The sequence below is a fragment of the Pseudorhizobium halotolerans genome (assembly GCF_902153235.2).
In the GTDB taxonomy this organism is placed as follows: Bacteria; Pseudomonadota; Alphaproteobacteria; order Rhizobiales; family Rhizobiaceae; genus Neorhizobium; species Neorhizobium flavum.
Map to the genome: position 1 here is coordinate 16,418 of NZ_CABFWE030000016.1, position 15,885 is coordinate 32,302.

The 15,885-nt window shown below is 63.1% G+C and carries 20 protein-coding genes; 7 read left to right on the top strand and 13 right to left on the bottom strand.

Annotated features, from left to right (window positions below; genetic code table 11):
• Positions 1–52: 52 nt before the first annotated feature.
• On the bottom strand, positions 53–2,362 hold the full coding sequence (locus FN060_RS20230; protein ID WP_142589774.1) for a hypothetical protein: 2,310 nt from the start codon (positions 2,360–2,362) through the stop codon (positions 53–55).
• A gap of 60 nt (positions 2,363–2,422) precedes the next feature.
• Entirely contained in the window at positions 2,423–3,721 is a 1,299-nt protein-coding gene (locus tag FN060_RS20235) for an adenylosuccinate synthase (RefSeq protein ID WP_142589775.1), read from the bottom strand.
• Between the two features lie 187 nt (positions 3,722–3,908).
• Here FN060_RS20235 and FN060_RS20240 point away from each other — a divergent pair, with 187 nt between their 5' ends.
• On the top strand, positions 3,909–4,796 hold the full coding sequence (locus tag FN060_RS20240; protein ID WP_142589776.1) for a DMT family transporter: 888 nt from the start codon (positions 3,909–3,911) through the stop codon (positions 4,794–4,796).
• 39 nt (positions 4,797–4,835) lie between these two features.
• Here FN060_RS20240 and FN060_RS20245 read toward each other — a convergent pair whose 3' ends face one another.
• Positions 4,836–5,390, bottom strand: coding sequence for a transglutaminase-like cysteine peptidase (locus FN060_RS20245; RefSeq protein ID WP_142589777.1), 555 nt, complete (start codon positions 5,388–5,390; stop codon positions 4,836–4,838).
• Between the two features lie 276 nt (positions 5,391–5,666).
• On the opposite strand from FN060_RS20245, the gene FN060_RS20250 reads away from it, so the two are divergent.
• A complete protein-coding gene (locus FN060_RS20250) occupies positions 5,667–6,239 on the top strand; it encodes a transglycosylase SLT domain-containing protein (protein WP_142589778.1) in 573 nt (190 codons plus the stop codon).
• 51 nt (positions 6,240–6,290) lie between these two features.
• On the opposite strand, the gene FN060_RS20255 is transcribed toward FN060_RS20250, so the two are convergent.
• The 5 genes from FN060_RS20255 to FN060_RS20275 form a co-directional block, all read right to left on the bottom strand.
• Complete coding sequence (locus FN060_RS20255; protein ID WP_142589779.1) at positions 6,291–7,055, bottom strand: ABC transporter substrate-binding protein; 765 nt, start codon at positions 7,053–7,055, stop codon at positions 6,291–6,293.
• A 240-nt stretch (positions 7,056–7,295) separates the two neighbouring features.
• Positions 7,296–7,910, bottom strand: coding sequence for an alpha/beta hydrolase (locus FN060_RS20260; RefSeq protein ID WP_142589780.1), 615 nt, complete (start codon positions 7,908–7,910; stop codon positions 7,296–7,298).
• Between the two features lie 26 nt (positions 7,911–7,936).
• Positions 7,937–8,869: a VOC family protein gene (locus FN060_RS20265; RefSeq protein WP_142589781.1), complete on the bottom strand. Its 933-nt coding sequence runs from the start codon at positions 8,867–8,869 to the stop codon at positions 7,937–7,939.
• Between the two features lie 134 nt (positions 8,870–9,003).
• Entirely contained in the window at positions 9,004–9,693 is a 690-nt protein-coding gene (gene ung, locus FN060_RS20270; protein ID WP_142589782.1) for a uracil-DNA glycosylase, read from the bottom strand.
• Positions 9,694–9,701: 8 nt separating this feature from the next.
• Positions 9,702–10,097, bottom strand: coding sequence for a VOC family protein (locus FN060_RS20275; protein ID WP_142589783.1), 396 nt, complete (start codon positions 10,095–10,097; stop codon positions 9,702–9,704).
• A gap of 198 nt (positions 10,098–10,295) precedes the next feature.
• Between FN060_RS20275 and FN060_RS20280 the strand changes: the two genes are divergently transcribed.
• Positions 10,296–10,661, top strand: coding sequence for a YbaN family protein (locus FN060_RS20280; RefSeq protein ID WP_142589784.1), 366 nt, complete (start codon positions 10,296–10,298; stop codon positions 10,659–10,661).
• A gap of 15 nt (positions 10,662–10,676) precedes the next feature.
• Here FN060_RS20280 and FN060_RS20285 read toward each other — a convergent pair whose 3' ends face one another.
• The 3 genes from FN060_RS20285 to FN060_RS20295 are packed head-to-tail and all read right to left on the bottom strand — an operon-like array spanning position 10,677 to position 13,419.
• On the bottom strand, positions 10,677–11,468 hold the full coding sequence (locus FN060_RS20285) for a heme ABC transporter ATP-binding protein (RefSeq protein ID WP_142589785.1): 792 nt from the start codon (positions 11,466–11,468) through the stop codon (positions 10,677–10,679).
• Positions 11,465–12,550, bottom strand: a complete 1,086-nt coding sequence (locus FN060_RS20290) for a FecCD family ABC transporter permease (RefSeq protein WP_142589786.1) — start codon at positions 12,548–12,550, stop codon at positions 11,465–11,467. Before FN060_RS20290 ends, FN060_RS20285 begins: the two co-directional genes overlap by 4 nt.
• The gene (locus FN060_RS20295) at positions 12,550–13,419 is read right to left on the bottom strand and encodes a heme/hemin ABC transporter substrate-binding protein (RefSeq protein WP_244665897.1); all 870 of its coding nucleotides are present in this window, start codon (positions 13,417–13,419) and stop codon (positions 12,550–12,552) included. The genes FN060_RS20290 and FN060_RS20295 overlap by 1 nt, the downstream gene beginning before the upstream one ends.
• A gap of 163 nt (positions 13,420–13,582) precedes the next feature.
• On the opposite strand from FN060_RS20295, the gene hmuQ reads away from it, so the two are divergent.
• From hmuQ to FN060_RS20310, 3 genes are all read left to right on the top strand, one after another.
• Positions 13,583–13,930: a heme-degrading protein HmuQ gene (gene hmuQ, locus FN060_RS20300; RefSeq protein WP_142589788.1), complete on the top strand. Its 348-nt coding sequence runs from the start codon at positions 13,583–13,585 to the stop codon at positions 13,928–13,930.
• Between the two features lie 7 nt (positions 13,931–13,937).
• Entirely contained in the window at positions 13,938–14,462 is a 525-nt protein-coding gene (gene hutX, locus FN060_RS20305) for a heme utilization cystosolic carrier protein HutX (RefSeq protein WP_142589789.1), read from the top strand.
• A gap of 73 nt (positions 14,463–14,535) precedes the next feature.
• The gene (locus tag FN060_RS20310; protein ID WP_244665898.1) at positions 14,536–14,913 is read left to right on the top strand and encodes a GFA family protein; all 378 of its coding nucleotides are present in this window, start codon (positions 14,536–14,538) and stop codon (positions 14,911–14,913) included.
• A 6-nt stretch (positions 14,914–14,919) separates the two neighbouring features.
• Here FN060_RS20310 and FN060_RS20315 read toward each other — a convergent pair whose 3' ends face one another.
• Both FN060_RS20315 and FN060_RS20320 read right to left on the bottom strand, forming a co-directional pair.
• Positions 14,920–15,150, bottom strand: coding sequence for a hypothetical protein (locus FN060_RS20315; protein ID WP_142589790.1), 231 nt, complete (start codon positions 15,148–15,150; stop codon positions 14,920–14,922).
• A 116-nt stretch (positions 15,151–15,266) separates the two neighbouring features.
• A complete protein-coding gene (locus tag FN060_RS20320) occupies positions 15,267–15,452 on the bottom strand; it encodes a DUF3008 family protein (RefSeq protein WP_077549521.1) in 186 nt (61 codons plus the stop codon).
• A 126-nt stretch (positions 15,453–15,578) separates the two neighbouring features.
• On the opposite strand from FN060_RS20320, the gene FN060_RS20325 reads away from it, so the two are divergent.
• Positions 15,579–15,839, top strand: a complete 261-nt coding sequence (locus FN060_RS20325; RefSeq protein ID WP_142589791.1) for a hypothetical protein — start codon at positions 15,579–15,581, stop codon at positions 15,837–15,839.
• Positions 15,840–15,885: the final 46 nt, after the last annotated feature.

The window sequence follows — 15,885 nt, forward strand, 5'->3', positions numbered from 1 at the left end:
TTTTGTGACATCCAAAGAAAAGGCCGGCGGATCGCTCCGCCGGCCTTTCCTGTCACTGCCCCGCTGGTGCCGGGGCTGGGGCCGGTGTTGTGCTTCCGCTGAGCGCGCTCCACTCGCGGATTGCTTCGTTGAAGGCCTGGGTTCCCGCCTCCCCCTTCTGCATGGTCAGGAGCGCCCGTCGTCCGTTGCGGTAGGCAAGCGGAATATCGATCCAGTTCCGCGTCCGCAGAAGTTCGATATTGGTCGCCCGGGCGTCGGGGAAATCGTTCAACGCGATCATGTGGAAATCGTCGGTGATCTTCGCCGGCACGGCGATCAGCGCGTCCCCACGATCCTGCTCCGTCTGCTTCATCGCGATCCGCTGGACGCTGTCGATCGCTCCGCCTTCGAAACCGGGCGGAACCGCGAAGACGATCTCCACCAGATGGCTGGCGGGGAGCGATGGATCGGTATTGCGCTTGAACGTCAGGAGCGCGGTCAAACCACGGCCAGGCACGTTGATGCGGCCCTGCACGACAGGTTCCTGTCTGCCATTCTGGCCGGCTTCCTGCTGGAGGGTCCATGACACGGCACCCTCGATGGCCGTCGGCGCCGTCTGGCCAAGACGCTCCTCGTAGAGGAACATTTTCTCGCCAGCGAGCGCCGCGGCATCCGCCGGAGTGGCGGACGGTTCGGCCGGCGCCTCGGCAGCAGCACCCGCTTCCGCAGGCGTTGCAGGTGGAGCGTTCAGCTGCGCAACCGATTGTCCTTCCCCGGTGGCACCTGCCGCTGCGGGACCTTCGTCTACCTCTGTGCCATCGGGCAGCAGCCGCTGCGTGAACTTCGCGTCCGCGGCAACACCGTCTTCCGGCGCCGCAGGAGCGGTGTCGGTTTCGGCGGCTTCACCTTCAGGGGGAGCAGCCTCCTGTACCGTTTCCGGTGGTTCTGCAGCCGGCTCCTCCGTCGTTGCCGTCGGGGCTACAGCGGGTGTCGATGTGTCGGACAGGCCCGCGACATCGGTGATCGCGTCTCTGTTGATCCAGAGCGCATAACCACCGGCGGCAACGATCAGCAGGCCGATCAATGCCAGGATCGGCCCGGTATAGCTGCGCTTCTTGGGCGCCACGCGGTAGGTGCGCGGCGGCGGCGGAACCATGTCCTCGTCGGCCTCGGCGCCGAGAACAGCCGCACCGGCCGCAGGAAGCGCGTCCTTGTTGTAGCCGATGAGTTCCTCGAGATCGCTCCAGGGATCGCTTTCGTCCTTCCGGGGCGGCTGGTCGGTGGCAACCGGCGAGGCATAAGCGGCCTCGTCTTCCGGCCGCCCCAGGCCCGCGTGCTCGGCCTGCCCAAGGGCCGGGAAATCGGCAACCGACGGCATCCGCACGGAGTCGGCGGAGACATGCGTCTCCTCGCCAAAATGCGCCTCGACCGGTTCGATCAGGCGCTGGTGCTCCGGCGAAGCATCCGCAGGCTGAGCGCTGGTCTCGAATGACTCGCCCTGATCCCAGGCAGGCGTGGCATCCTTCCGAGGCTCCTCCGGCGGCCAGATCCACTCGTCCGCGGCAGCGGGTGCGGCTGGCTGAACCTCCTCGGGATGCCATCCCCGGTCCTCTTCCACCGGGGGTACCGGGGAGACCGTCTCCTGCGGCTCGTGATCAACCCGGGGCTCTTCTTGGGCGGGATACGCGTCCTCCTCTGCCGGCCAAGCGGCAGGCTGGACCTCCGTTTCCACGTGAGGCGGTTCGCCGGTTTCCGCCGGTCCGGCCCCAAAGTCCGGATACTGGTCGTGCTGGCTGCGAGCCTCGGTCTCCTGCGCCCACGGCTCCTCTGACGCTTCGGCGAATCTATCGGGTTCCTCCGACGGCGCCACGTAGTCCTGTTCGTGCGCCGCAAGTGGCTCTGCCGCATGCGGATCCGCGACAGGCTGGTCGTACTCGTGAACAGGCTGGCCGTAATCGACCTGGCTCTCCGCCGCCTCGCCAAAAGGCTCTCCGGTGTCTTCGGGCCGCGTCGCCGGAAGCTCGTCGTCCTGCCGCCACTCCATTGCAGATGCCACCGGAGCTTCCGGTTCGGCCTCGGCAAACGGCGGCTGCTCGGGCACCGGCTCCTGCTCATCAACGACATCAGGCGCCAGTGGTATCGGCGCGGCGGAAGGTTCGTCGGCCGGCAGTGCCTCGGCATGCTCCGCCTCGACGGCTTCGATCGCCGCCTCGAGCTTGCCCATCTGCCTGAGGATCATGTCCTCGGACGGCGTGGGCTTCATGTTTTCGAGCTGCCGCCGAACCGCACCGCGCGCCTTGTCGTACACTTTTGCACGCATGTCCGGCGTGTTGTTCGCCAGACCGTCCACAGCGCGGCGGATAACCGCTACAAAATCTGCCATCAGCACTTTCTCATGGTCACCGGTCGATTAACCGGCTGGTAACGATACGTGGCCGGAACTTTAATCCTCAAACGGATCGGTCACAAGTATGGTGTCGTCGCGTTCCGGGCTCGTGGAAAGTAGGGCGACAGGGGCGCCGATCAACTCTTCCACCTGGCGGACATACTTGATCGCCTGCGCCGGCAGGTCCGCCCACTTGCGCGCCCCGACGGTCGATTCCTTCCAGCCTTCCAGCGTGATGTAGACGGGCTCGACACGGGCCTGCGCCGCCTGGCTTGCCGGAAGGTGGTCGATCTCCTGGCCGTCGAGCTTATAGCCGACGCAGATCTTCAGTTCGTCGAGGCCGTCGAGAACATCAAGCTTGGTGAGCGCGATCCCCGTTATTCCATTGGTGGCCACCGACTGGCGCACCAGAGCCGCATCGAACCAGCCGCAACGGCGCTTCCGACCGGTGACGGTTCCGAACTCATGACCCTTTTCGCCGAGGAACTGTCCGATCTCGTCGTGAAGTTCGGTCGGGAACGGCCCCTCGCCGACCCGCGTCGTATAGGCCTTGGTGATGCCGAGGATATAGCCGAGCGTACCGGGACCCATGCCCGAGCCGGCGGCCGCCTGGCCGGCGACGGTGTTCGACGAGGTCACGAAGGGATAGGTGCCGTGGTCAATGTCGAGCAGCGAACCCTGCGCGCCCTCGAATAGGATGCGGGCGCCCTTGCGGCGCTCCTTGTCGAGAAGCAGCCAGACGGTTTCCCGGAACGGCAGAACGCGCTCGGCAACCGAAGTCAGTTCCTCCATAATCGTCTCGTGGGACACCTCCGGCGCACCAAGACCGCGGCGGATAGCATTGTGATGGGTCAGGATGCGGTCGACCTTGCCGCCCAGCGTATCGAGATCGGCGAGATCCATCACCCGGATCGCACGGCGGCCAACCTTGTCCTCGTAGGCCGGACCGATGCCGCGCCGCGTCGTGCCGATCTTCGTGCCGCTGTTGGAGGCCGCGTCCTCGCGCATGCCGTCCAGTTCCCGGTGGAGCGAGAGGATGAGGGTCGCATTGTCGGCGATGCGAAGGTTATCCGGGGTGATCGTCACGCCCTGCTTCGCCAGCTTGTCGATCTCGGCGATCAGCGCATGCGGGTCGACCACGACGCCATTGCCGATGACCGCCATCTTGCCGGGACGCACGACGCCCGAGGGCAGCAGGGACAGCTTGTAGCTGACGCCGTCGATCACGAGGGTATGACCGGCATTGTGCCCGCCCTGGAAACGCACGACGATGTCGGCACGCTCCGAGAGCCAGTCCACGATCTTGCCCTTGCCCTCGTCACCCCATTGGGAGCCGACTACCACGACGTTCGTCATCTTTCGCTTTCCTGTTTCCGCGCAAGCTCTTGCGCCAACTCAAACCGGCGCATCTATAAGGCCTAGTTTCGAGGATTGCGATCTGTTTGTGCCTCCAAAAGAGGTTTTTACGTGACAAAACCGCGGGCCGCGGTCTATCTGCGATCGGCCCACGCTGCATCCACCCTGCTCTCCGACGGAGATGATCTTGCACAGAACCGCATATCTTTGTCTCGTGATCGCAACGCTGTCATGGGGTGGCAATGCCGTGGCCGGCAAGCTTGCGCTCGGGCATATCAGCCCGATGATGCTGACCTTCTGGCGCTGGGCGATCGCAGTCGCAATCATCTTCGCGATCTCCCTGCCGCAACTGAGGAAGGACTGGCCTGTCGTGCGAAAGCGGCTGCCGATCCTGATCTTTTACGGCGTCATCGGCTACACGACCTTCAACGCAGTGCTCTACACTGCCCTCAAATACACCACGGCCATCAATGTCGCGATCGAGCAGGCCGGCATTCCGATGCTGATCTTCCTCATCAACTTCGTGCTGTTCAGAACGCGGGTATCGCTCGCGCAGGTATTCGGCTTCTCCCTGACGCTCGTCGGTGTCGCCCTGACGGCATCGCATGGCGACCTCGCCAGCCTCCTCGACCTCACGCTCAATTTCGGTGATGCGCTCATGTTGATCGCCGTCGTTGCTTATGCCGTCTACACCGTATCGTTGCGGTGGAAGCCGGTCATCGACTGGCGCACGCTGATGGCCATCCCGGCGTTCTTCGCGCTTCTGACGACGGTTCCGCTGGTCCTGTGGGAACATGCCGGTGATGCAGCAATCTGGCCAGATACACGCGGCTGGGTAATCGCCCTCTACACCGCGCTATTCGCGTCGCTGCTCGCGCAGGTGCTCTACATCAAGGGTGTCGAAGGGATCGGCCCGAACCGCGCGAGCCTTTTCATCAATCTGATCCCCGTCTTCGGCACGCTGCTTTCCGTGGCGATCATCGGGGAGGAACTGCAGTTCTTCCACATTGCCGCGCTCGTGCTGGCGCTGGGCGGAATCGCGATCGCCGAAAAGGGAAAGCCCGCCTCCTCTTGAAGGAAGGCGGGTGCGGAGAAGGACCGACACTGCAGAAGATCAGATGTCGGCGTATGCCGGCTGGATCGCGCCCTGCCCCCAGGTGCTTGCCGAAGAACGGGAACCGGCCGTGATGCGCTTGCCGATCATCGTCAGGCGCTCACCGAGGATGACCTGCCCCCGGTCGGTCGAGACGACGAGAACCCGCTCCACACTGCCGGAGCTCGTCAGCGCGTAGGAAATCCGCATAGCACCAGCAGGCCAGCCGAGCGCAGCGAGACGTTCGCGCTTCAGATCCGCACAATCGTGGCAGCGCTCGCTGCCGATTGCGCTGGCGAGATCCGGAGCAAAGCCGTCGAAGTAGCTGTCGATGGCTCTGATGGACGTGTTGACGCTGCGGTTGATGCGCGCCAGTTCCAGGGCGCGTGACCGGGTCAGGGCCGGAACTTCTGCTCCCACACTGGACCGGATCGGACCGTTCATCGCCAGGTCGTACTGGACGGCAGGCGACGAGGCAAAGGAGCGGGCAAAACCGCCGGGGCCGCCAGCCTGCGCGGAGCCGCCAGAGACGAGAGCTGCCATGAATGCCGCAGCCAGGAGAGTTTTCATCGGCATGTTCGAAACCCTGTTTTGATGGACAGCGTTTTCCGCCGTCTCGCTTGATGTTCCGAAGTCATCTCGGATCTATGGGCTTCATGCCGCCTATGCCCTCACCATAGACGAACGCCTTTTCGGGGCGCTTAAGTCGAAAGATGCAATTTTACGGAAATCGGATTTTTTCCTGTCTTGGCACAGGTCGCGACGGGACGCCTTTCGGACACGCGACCGCGGCCCTGAAACCTTTCGTTAAATTTTACGCGTCATTAATCTTCCGAAACGAGAGGTTAAGCGATGCGTATTGCGTTCTCCATCGCGCTCCTGTTGCTGCTGTCTGCCTGCGCATCGGCACCGAGCCGGATCAACAATGCCTGTGCAGTGTTCGAGCAGAAGGACGGGCTATTCAACAACTGGTCGCGAGAGGCGAGGAAGGTCGAGCGCGAGTTCGGCGTCCCGGTGCCGGTGCTGATGGCGACGATCTACACGGAATCCGGTTTCAAGGCACATGCCCGCCCGCCCCGCACCAAGCTGCTCGGCTTCATCCCATGGAAGCGGCAGTCGTCTGCCTATGGCTATGCGCAGGCGCTTGACGGCACCTGGCTCGAATATCAGCGATCCACCGGACGCTGGTCTGCCCGCCGCAGCGATTTCGGCGACGCGATCCATTTCGTCGGCTGGTACCACAACCGCAGCAGCGTCAAGAACGGCATTCCCCGCAACGACACCTACAACCTTTACCTCGCCTATTATTCCGGCCATGCCGGTTATTCCCGAGGCAACTTTACCGCGACGGCCAGGAAGGCAGCGCAGCGCTCCGCCGGCATAGCGCAGAAATACGAGGCCCAGTTGCGCTCCTGCGGCTACTGACGAAAAAGCCGCCGGACAAGCCGGCGGCCGCATGAGACTGTTTCAGCCCGATCAGTAGATATCGAAGGGGAAGTATTTGGCGACGATCTTGCCGTAAGTGCCGTTGGCAACGATCGCGTCGATCGCCTTGTTGAAGCGCTCCTTCAACTCTTCCTCACCCTTGCGGATGCCGATACCGGCCTCTGTCTCCGTGCCCGGCACGTCGCCCACCATGGCGCAGCAATCCTTGCCGTCACCGTTCAGCCAGTCGACGACGACGAACTTGTCGGAGATCAGCGCGTCGATACGACCGTTCTGCAGATCGGCTGCCGCTTCTTCCTGCGTCGGATAGAGCTTCACCTCGATGCCGGCCTTCTCATAGACGTCGGTGGCATAGTTGGCCTGGGTCGTGGAGGCCTGGGCACCGACGACCTTGTCCTTCAGGTCCTCGACCGAGACGCCCTTCACGTCGCCATCCTTCGGCGCGATGACGGCAAGCGGCGTCGTATAGTACTTGTTGGTGAAGTCGATCTGCTGCTTGCGCTCCTCGGTGATGCTCATCGACGCGACGATGGCGTCGTACTTGTTGGCCATCAGGCCGGGAATGATGCCGTCCCAGTCCTGCGCCACGATGGCGCACTTCGCCTTCATCTCCTCGCAGAGTGCATTGGCGATATCGACGTCGAAGCCCTTCAGCGACCCATCCGTGTCCGTGAAGTTGAAGGGCGGGTATGCTCCCTCGGTCGCAATACGAATTTCGGCGTCCTGCGCCGCGGCGAAGGACGTAAAGGCGGCGGTCATGGCGAAGACTGTCGATGCTAGCAGTGTTTTTTTCATGTGCTCCATCCTCTGTGACGGCACAGGGCCGTACGGCATCCTAGCGGCAGGAGACGCCGCTTGAGAAGCCGTTTTCGTCGAACCGGCGCGGGTCATACTGAGGGAAACAAGAATGGCCGGCTCCAGCCAGCGACCGTCGATGAAGAACTTGGTGATTGCTCATGGGCGCGGCTCCGCTGCGGAAGGCGGCCCCACTATCGGGCACACCCGATCCGTCCGCAAGCGGAATGCCTCGCCTTTCTAGCTGCCGTAGCGGGCGAGAAAATGCTTGGCCGCATCGATCTCGACCGCACGGATCTCGTGCCCGCCCGGATGCCATTCGAGCTCCACCTCGTCGCCCGACCGCCGGAAATAATCGGCGAGCGACTGAGTCAGTTCTACGGAGGCGATCGGATCGCGCTCTCCCGCGGTAATGAGGACCCTTCCACCCACCTTCTCCGTCCTTTCCCTTGGCTCGAACGGGATGAGCGGATGCATGAGCACGGCGGCCTCGAAGAGGCCCGGCTTGTGGATCAGCATGCTCGCGAGGATGTTGGCGCCGTTGGAAAAGCCGAGCCCGATGACCGGGCCTGCCTTGTAGAACTCCCGGTTCGCGGCGACGAATTCGCTCATGCGGTTCGTCGCCCGGGCCAGATCCTCGCAGTCATAGACACCTTCCGCCTTGCGACGGAAGAAGCGTGCCGCTCCGTGTTCCGAAATGTCGCCGCGTGGCGAGATGATGGTCGCCTCCGGCAAGAGGTGGCCACCGAAATCGAAAAACTGGTTCTCGTCGCCGCCGGTCCCGTGGAACACGAAGAAGATCGGCGCACCGGCTGCACCGGGCCGCGCCCGGTGCATGTAACTGTCATGGCTCATGATTGCCTCCTTGCGCGCCTAACATCCTAAGCGTCCAACGGTTCGAGATGTTCTTCGAGCATCGCGCGCAGATGTGCGTGCTGCGTGGGCAGTTTCAATGCTTCGCCGAGATGCGCGGTGTCTTCGTCGCGATCGAAGCCGGGTTCGTTGGTGGCGATCTCGAACAGCACGCCGCCGGGCGTGCGGAAGTAGATCGCCCAGAAATAGTCCCGGTCGATAACCGGGGTGACGTTGTAGCCGGTATCCATCAACGCCTTGCGGACCTCGAGCTGCTTCTCGCGGTTTTCGACGGCGAAGGCGATGTGGTGGACGGACCCCGCACCGAGCCGGGCGCCATTGATGTTCGGCATCGTCTCGATGTCGATGACGTCGGCACCGTTGCCACCCGGAATACGCAGGCGCAGGACACCGTCCTTGGCATCGACCTGATCATAACCCATGAACTTCAGGAGTTCCGCCGTCGCCCCCTCGTCCCGCAGCCGCAGCGAGGCCGAGTGGAAGCCGCGGATCGCGTGATCGTCGCCGACGCCATTACCGGTCCAGGCTTCCCGCGGATCATCCTTGACTTCAACGAGGGCAAACCCGTCACCATCAGGCCCCGCGAAGTGAAGCCGGTTTTCGCCAAAGGCGCTGTCCGTCTTCAGTCCCTCGACGCCCGCCTTCGTCAGCCGTTCTCTCCAGTATCCGAACGACCCTTCCGGAACAGAGAACAGCGTGGTCCCCACCTCCCCCGAACCGGGACGGCCGCGGGCGATATGCGGGAACGGGAAGTACGTCATCACCGAACCGGGCGTACCGACCTCGTCCCCGTAATAGAGGTGGTAGACGTCCGGCGCGTCGAAGTTGACGGTCTTCTTCACCCGGCGCAGGCCGAGCGTATCGGTGAAGAACCTGTTGTTGGTGCGGGCGCTCGCCGCCATCGACGTGACGTGATGCAGCCCCTTTATCTGGTCGAGCATGTGAAAACCCTTTCTGGCTCCGTGAGCCTTTCTTGGGGCTATATTTGGCCATTGCGACCGCCTTCGCATAGAGAGCCGAAACGAACGCATTGTTCACATTTCATACGAAGACCCCGCTAAGGGCGTTCAAGAAATCATACCCATTCCGGCAGTTTCCAGTCGATAGGCTGTCTGCCCTTGGAAACGAGGAAGGCGTTGGCCTGCGAAAAATGCCGGCTGCCGAAGAAGCCGTTATGCGCCGACAAAGGCGATGGATGCGGCGCACGCAGGACGAGATGCCGGTCGCGGTCGACAAAGGCCGCCTTCTTCTGGGCGTAGGAGCCCCAGAGCAGGAAGACGACGCCGTCGCATCTTTCGTTGACGGCGCGGATTACGGCATCGGTGAACCGTTCCCACCCCCTGCCCTGGTGCGACGCAGCCTGCGCCTCCTCCACCGTCAGCACGCTGTTCAGGAGGAGAACACCCTGCCTCGCCCAATGCTCCAGGAAGCCATGACTGGCGGGCGAGATACCGAGATCGCTCTGCAGTTCCTTGTAGATGTTGACGAGCGACGGCGGGATCCGCACGCCGGGCTGGACGGAGAAGCAGAGGCCATGGGCCTGGCCAGCGCCATGATACGGGTCCTGCCCGAGGATCACGACCTTGACCTGGTCGAGCGGGGTCAGGTCGAGGGCCCGGAAATATTCCCCTCCCTTGGGGAAGATACGCTTTCCCGCTTCCTTCTCGCTCATGAGGAAGCGGCGCAGTTCGCTCATGTACGGATTGCCGAACTCGGGCGCCAGCGCCTGTCTCCAGCTCTCCTCCAGTCTCACCCCCTCCACCACGGCGACCTCTACTGGAACCGGCCGCCGCGCTGCAGCACCTCGATCTTGTAGCCGTCCGGATCGGTGGCGAAGAAGAAGCGCGCGAACGGCTTGCGGTCGCGCGGCATGTCGACGAGCTTGCCCACGGTGAAGCCAAGTTCACTGAAGCGCCTGTATTCGGCCTCGACGTCCTCAACCGTCACCGCGAGATGGCCATAGCCGTCACCCAGGTCGTAGGGTTTCTCGCGTCCGGCATTGACTGTCAATTCCACTTCGAACCCGGTTTCGGCGTTCGAGAGATAGATCAGGGTGAAGCCATCGAAAGGGACGCGCTCCGCAATCCGGAGGCCGAAGGCACGCTGGTAGAAATCGACCGATCGTTCCTCGTCCAGAACGCGGATCATCGAATGGATCATCTTTGCCACGGCACAGCTCCTCTGATGCATCGGACCGCTTTATCGGAAATCCCGCGTCCTTTGCCAATCGCGCTATCGTGCAATTCACATCAAGCTTGCGGCGTCACGGCTGATTGAAATAGGCGGGCGGGATGATCATATGGCGCTGTGCCCCGCGTCGGCGCCGCATGGCATGGATGGAAACCGGCTGGTCCGGAAAGGGACTTCATGCGCATCGTCTATCTCAGCCTCGGCTGGCTTCTTCTTACGATCGGCATTCTCGGCGCCTTCATGCCGATCCTCCCGACGACGCCTTTCCTGATCATGGCAGTTGCCTGCTTCGCCCGTTCCTCACCACGCCTGGAGGCCTGGCTGCTCGACCACCCGAGGTTTGGCGGCCCCTTGCGGGATTGGCGAGAACGAGGCGCGATACCCCGAAGGGCGAAGATTGCCGCCGTGGTTATGATGTCGATCAGCTACGCGTTCTTCTGGTTCGTCACCTCGCCGCCGGCAACGCCCGCGGCCATCGTCGCGGCTGTCATGATCCTGCCAGCCATCTACGTCGTGACGCGGCCAGAGCCACCATCCGCATGAAGCCCGGCCAGGCTGTCAGGCGCTCGGTCGATGCCGTGCCTGTGGCAGGACAAAGGGAATGTGTTCTGCCGGAAGCCGCCCGACGGCACCGGAAATCCCGTAGACGCCACCAATCGTGGAGTCTTTGACGGTCTCGAGGCACGCCCCCTGCGAGACCACCTTGCCCTTGTCGAGCACCAGCAGGTGATCTGCGAATTCGGCCGCGAGGTTCAGGTCGTGAAGGATGGCAAGCACGATGCCGCCGGCCTCTGCGAAGTTGCGAGCGACCTCCAGCACTGAGATCTGGTGGCCGAGATCGAGGCTTGCCGTCGGCTCGTCGAGGAAGAGCGCGCGCGGCACGCCAACGATGACAGGTTCCGGCACCTGTGCCAGCGCTCTCGCAAACTGGACGCGCTGCTGCTCGCCCCCGGAGAGCGAGGGATAGGGCCGCGCCTCGAAGCCGCGCAGGCCGACGCGCGACAGTGCCTGCCTCGCCTGCTCCGTCGGATGGCGGGAGCCCTGGGCGACCGCGCCCATGCGGACAATCTCCAAGGCTGTAAAGGGAAAGGAGAGCTGCACCGATTGAGGCAGGACGGCCCGCAGACGTGCAAGCTGGACCGGTTGGTAGCCGCCGATCTCCCGACCGTGATAGGCGACACTGCCGACATCCGGCCGCATCTCGCCCGAAAGTACCTTCAACAGGGTGGACTTGCCAGCGCCGTTCGGCCCGATGATGACGGTGAAGCGTCCAGGCTTCAGGTCTACGGCGACATCGTCCAGAAGCTTCCGGTCGCCTCTCGTGACACTGATGGACTGGGCGGAAATCATGGCATTTCTCCCATCCGGATGCCGCCCTTGCCGAGCAGCAGGAAGAGGAAAACGGGAGCGCCAAACAAAGCCGTTATCACGCCGATCGGCAGTTCCGCGGGTGCGGCAACGGTGCGCGCGACGCTGTCGGCGATTAGCAGCAACGCGCCGCCGCCAAGCGCCGATGCAGGCAGCAGGAAGCGGTGCGATGGGCCAGTCACGAGACGCAGGAGATGCGGTACGACGATGCCGACGAAACCGATCGACCCCGCGACGGCGACGGTCGAGCCGCAGGCTGCTGCCACCGCGACGATGACGATCCGCTTCAGCCGCTGCACCGGCACGCCCATGTGAAAGGCGGCCGCGTCTCCGAGGACGAGCGCATCCAGGCCGCGTGCCACGAAGGGGATCGTCGCCATCACGAAGACGATAAACGGCAGGATGGAAAGCACCCGCCCGAAGGTGGCGCCGCCGAGCGACCCCAGGCTCCAGAAGGTGATGTCGCGCAATTGCCGGTCGTCGGCGAGAAAGATCAGGAGCCCCATCACCGCTGCCGCCAACGCGCCGATGGCGATCCCTGACAGGATGAGTGCGGTCGTGGACGTGCGCCCGTCCCGCGTCGCGATGACGTAGAGCACCCACGTGTTCAGGAGGCCGCCCAGGAAGGCCATCAAGGGCAGGAATTGATTGCCCAGCACAATCGCGATTGGGGCAAGCAGCGTCGGAGCGAGGACGATCGAGACGACGGCGGCGAGTGCCGCACCCGACGTGACCCCGACGATGCCCGGATCGGCCAGTGGATTGCGAAACAGGCCCTGCATCATTGCGCCGGAAACGGCGAGTCCTGCCCCGACCAGCAGGCCAAGCGCCGTCCGCGGCAGACGCACCACCTCCAGCACGACGATGTCCTGGTCCGACAATTCTCCCTTGCCAAGCAGGTAGTCAAAGAAATCGCCCAGGCCGACGCCGGTAGGCCCACTCGACAGAGAGATCAGTGACGCCACAGCCACAAGCACGACCAGCGCGGCCAGTGTCAGATAGCCATGCAGCGTCCGGTCTCCCTCCACCCGTGAAGTCTTCGTGGGCAATGCCATCGTGCTCATCAGTTCGTTCCGGCGGGGTAGAGCTCCTTCATCACCGTGCGCGCAGCTTCCGGCGTGCGGGGACCGAAGCCCAGAAGCAGAAGGCCATCCAGCGACACCAGCGCCTTTACCTGAGCCGCGGGGCTGGTCTGCAGCCCCGGAAGGGTAAACACATCCTCCGGCTTCAGTTCATGGTTTCCACGGATCATGGTAAGGACGACGTCGGGCTTGGCAGCGATCACCGCTTCGTCCGACAAGGGCTTGTAGCCGGAGATGCCGGAAGCGGCGTTGATGCCGCCCGCCATTTCGATGATGGCGGCCGCCTCCGTATCTGCGCCGCCGGCCATGACCCGCCCGTTTGCGAGCGACAGCACGAAAAGAACCCGTTTGCGCGGCTCAGCGATTTTCGCGACATCCTCCGCAAGCGCCGCAAGTTCGCTTTCGGTCCTTGCAGCGAGCGCTTCCGCTTGGCTGTCCAGGCCGACCGCTGCCCCGATATCACGGATCTTCTGGCCGATCGCCGTGCCTTCCGGAGGCGTAGGCACCGTCACCATCGGGATCTTGCTGGCATTCAGGATTTCAATGACCGGTGGCGGTCCCGAGCCTTCTTCGGCCAGCACCAGATCTGGCTGCTGCGCCAGAATTCCCTCAGCAGAAAGCGCACGCATGTAGCCGATATCCGGCTTGGACATTGCCTCGCTCGGATAGGTGCTGGTCGAATCCACGGCGATGACACGGTCCCGCGCGCCAAGCGCATAAAGCACCTCGGTGATCGTCCCGCCGATGGATACGATGCGTTGCGCCGAAGGGTTGCCTTCGCTCGCAGCCAGGACCGGCAAAGCCGACATCAACACCGTGGCCACAGCCGCAAGAAAATTCGTCCTCAACATTCCGACATATCCCGTCATGTGCCACTTTGCGCCCTGTTGTGGGGCCGGTGGCGCCCTTGCCCAGATAACTTGAGTTGACTACGCAAGTTTTTTCAGCTTTTCAAGCTAGCGGCCAAGAGATATCTTGAGCATAAAGTGAAACTTTAGAGAGGGATCTTGGAGAATGTACATCGCGATGAACCGCTTCCGCGTCGTTCCAGGCTATGAAGAGGCTTTCGAGGCCATCTGGCGCGGCCGCGAAGGCCGCCTAGCCGAGATGGCGGGCTATATCGAATTCCACATGTTGAAGGGCCCGAAGGCGGAAGATCATACGCTCTATGCATCGCACACCGTCTGGGAGAGTTTCGAGCATTTCCAGGCTTGGACGAAGTCCGAGCAGTTCCGTGCAGCCCACGCCAAGGCCGGCGAGAACCGAGGCAAGGTGGAATACCTCTCCGGTCCGCACTTCGAAGGCTTCGAGGTCATCATCCACGAAGACCGCAGTGGCGCCCGCAAAGCCGATGCTGCGTGAGGGCGGCATGAGCGCACTCGCACAATCTCCTGGCGATCGCCGAGAACGGGCGCTTGCAGCACTTGCGGAAAAGCCCGATGGCGTCGTGGAGGCGCTTGCAGCCAAGGCCGAGGTCACCCCCTCCGAGATCCTCGGCCTCCTGCCCGAAGGCGCGGCGGTCACTGTCCCCGAGGATGCATTCGCTGACATCTGGACCGACATGACCGGCTGGGGCGAGATTCTCCTGATCGTGCACACCGAGGATATCGTGCTGGAGGCGGAAGGCAGCCTGCCGCAGGGATCTGAGGGCCATGGCTGGTTCAACATCCACGGCGACAGCCCGATCGGCGGTCATATCCGCAAGGACAATTGCGCCGCGATCACCTTCGTCGACCGCCAGTTCCATGGACGCCGCTCCTGCTCCGTCTGGTTCATGAACGAGAAGGGCTCTGCCATGTTCAAGATCTTCGTCCGCCGCAGCGAGCAGCGGGAATTGATCAGCGAGCAGTTGGCGAAGTTCGAGGCGCTGCGCGACCGATACGCCGGCGCCTGATTTTCTTATCCGTGGAACATCCGGCACATGCCGGATGTTTGCCCGTCATGAGCGAGAACGACTGGACCGGTGGATGTCTCTGCTGCAAGCGCCGCTATCGCTTCCGGCAAGCACCTTCCAACGCGGCTACTGCCATTGTAGCATGTGCCGCCGGGCAACCGGCGGACCTTTCGCCTTCCTGATGAGGGTAGATGAGGCGGCGCTTGAATGGACCGTCTCCCCGCCAGCCGTCTATCGCTCCTCCCCGATTGCCGAGCGCGGCTTCTGTCCGGATTGCGGCAGCCCGCTTTTCCTCCGCTATGACGATGACAACAGGATCCGCCTTACGGGCGGCTCGCTGGATCATCCCGAACGCGTCAGGCCGCAGTATCACTACGGCGTCGAAAGCCGGCCTCCTTGGATGGACTGCGGGCAAGGGCTTCCGGAGCAGGAAACGGAAGAGAGCTTTTGAGCCGCATCAGAGCGCGGGAACCCACTTCCAGAACACCCCCTCCTGCCTCTCGGGATAATACTTGAATTCGCATTCGAAGCGCCGGCCATAGGCCTCCGCCGCCTTCAGCGCCTCCGCACTGACCGGATTCATGCCGGTTCCCGGCGCAAACCAGTCCTCCAGCAGATCATCCGGCACATACGTCCCCACCCGAAGCGGGAGGGCGGTCAATGTCCTGTCGAGTTCCTCGGGCGGCATCGGAAAGTCCTCCTGTTGCAGCGCAACGCCGCCATCCGCTTGTTAGATGGCGGCGTCAGGTTCACAGATCGGAATATAGCGCGCGCGTTGCGCATCGCTACGGCTGAACCTTCGCTTTATTGCGACGCGTGCTCTGGTTTTCCCTTCCGCTTGGTCGAAGCCATGTCGTGGAGTTCCTTCTCGCTCATCGACTTCTCCATGCTCTTCGATGCGCCCTTCAGTTCGCTCTTCTTAATGTCGCCGCGCTTGGCGGCGAGCGCAGCACCCGCCGCCTTCTGCTGTGCCTTGGATTTTGCCGGCATGTCTGCCTCCTTCGGTTGCAACTGCAGGATTCAACCGGCGTCGGCGCGACTGGTTCCGCCCCATGCAGGGAACCAAGCGGATTGGCTGCCGTTGGAAGGCGGCATAGCTATGAAAGGACCCCGGCCATGGACGCCAAGGACAAGATTGCAGACCAGACGAACTCCTCCGCACGCTTCGAACAGGAAGGTCGCGAGCGATCGGAAGACGCGCTTCACGCAACCACCGACATGACCAGCCTCGACGCGGTCCGGGAGGCAACGAGGCTCGGGGGCGGTGATACCTACCTGGTCGACAGCGATCTGGAAGAGCTCGAACACCGCGAGGACATCGAGAACGACGACGGCAGCATCAGCGCGCTCGCCAATGCGGATAATCCGGAGCGCTGAACGGCGCTCCAAGGCAGCAACCCTCTGGAGAACCCAATGGACGCCG

Excerpts from the sequence above, each read along its gene's own strand:
- FN060_RS20230 (WP_142589774.1), bottom strand. The coding sequence starts at position 2,362 with ATGGCAGATTTTGTAGCGGTTATCCGCCGCGCTGTGGACGGTCTGGCG.
- FN060_RS20235 (WP_142589775.1), bottom strand. The coding sequence starts at position 3,721 with ATGACGAACGTCGTGGTAGTCGGCTCCCAATGGGGTGACGAGGGCAAG.
- FN060_RS20245 (WP_142589777.1), bottom strand. The coding sequence starts at position 5,390 with ATGCCGATGAAAACTCTCCTGGCTGCGGCATTCATGGCAGCTCTCGTC.
- FN060_RS20250 (WP_142589778.1), top strand. The coding sequence starts at position 5,667 with ATGCGTATTGCGTTCTCCATCGCGCTCCTGTTGCTGCTGTCTGCCTGC.
- FN060_RS20255 (WP_142589779.1), bottom strand. The coding sequence starts at position 7,055 with ATGAAAAAAACACTGCTAGCATCGACAGTCTTCGCCATGACCGCCGCC.
- FN060_RS20260 (WP_142589780.1), bottom strand. The coding sequence starts at position 7,910 with ATGAGCCATGACAGTTACATGCACCGGGCGCGGCCCGGTGCAGCCGGT.
- FN060_RS20265 (WP_142589781.1), bottom strand. The coding sequence starts at position 8,869 with ATGCTCGACCAGATAAAGGGGCTGCATCACGTCACGTCGATGGCGGCG.
- FN060_RS20280 (WP_142589784.1), top strand. The coding sequence starts at position 10,296 with ATGCGCATCGTCTATCTCAGCCTCGGCTGGCTTCTTCTTACGATCGGC.
- FN060_RS20285 (WP_142589785.1), bottom strand. The coding sequence starts at position 11,468 with ATGATTTCCGCCCAGTCCATCAGTGTCACGAGAGGCGACCGGAAGCTT.
- FN060_RS20290 (WP_142589786.1), bottom strand. The coding sequence starts at position 12,550 with ATGAGCACGATGGCATTGCCCACGAAGACTTCACGGGTGGAGGGAGAC.
- FN060_RS20295 (WP_244665897.1), bottom strand. The coding sequence starts at position 13,419 with ATGTTGAGGACGAATTTTCTTGCGGCTGTGGCCACGGTGTTGATGTCG.
- hmuQ (WP_142589788.1), top strand. The coding sequence starts at position 13,583 with ATGTACATCGCGATGAACCGCTTCCGCGTCGTTCCAGGCTATGAAGAG.
- hutX (WP_142589789.1), top strand. The coding sequence starts at position 13,938 with ATGAGCGCACTCGCACAATCTCCTGGCGATCGCCGAGAACGGGCGCTT.
- FN060_RS20310 (WP_244665898.1), top strand. The coding sequence starts at position 14,536 with ATGTCTCTGCTGCAAGCGCCGCTATCGCTTCCGGCAAGCACCTTCCAA.
- FN060_RS20315 (WP_142589790.1), bottom strand. The coding sequence starts at position 15,150 with ATGCCGCCCGAGGAACTCGACAGGACATTGACCGCCCTCCCGCTTCGG.
- FN060_RS20320 (WP_077549521.1), bottom strand. The coding sequence starts at position 15,452 with ATGCCGGCAAAATCCAAGGCACAGCAGAAGGCGGCGGGTGCTGCGCTC.
- FN060_RS20325 (WP_142589791.1), top strand. The coding sequence starts at position 15,579 with ATGGACGCCAAGGACAAGATTGCAGACCAGACGAACTCCTCCGCACGC.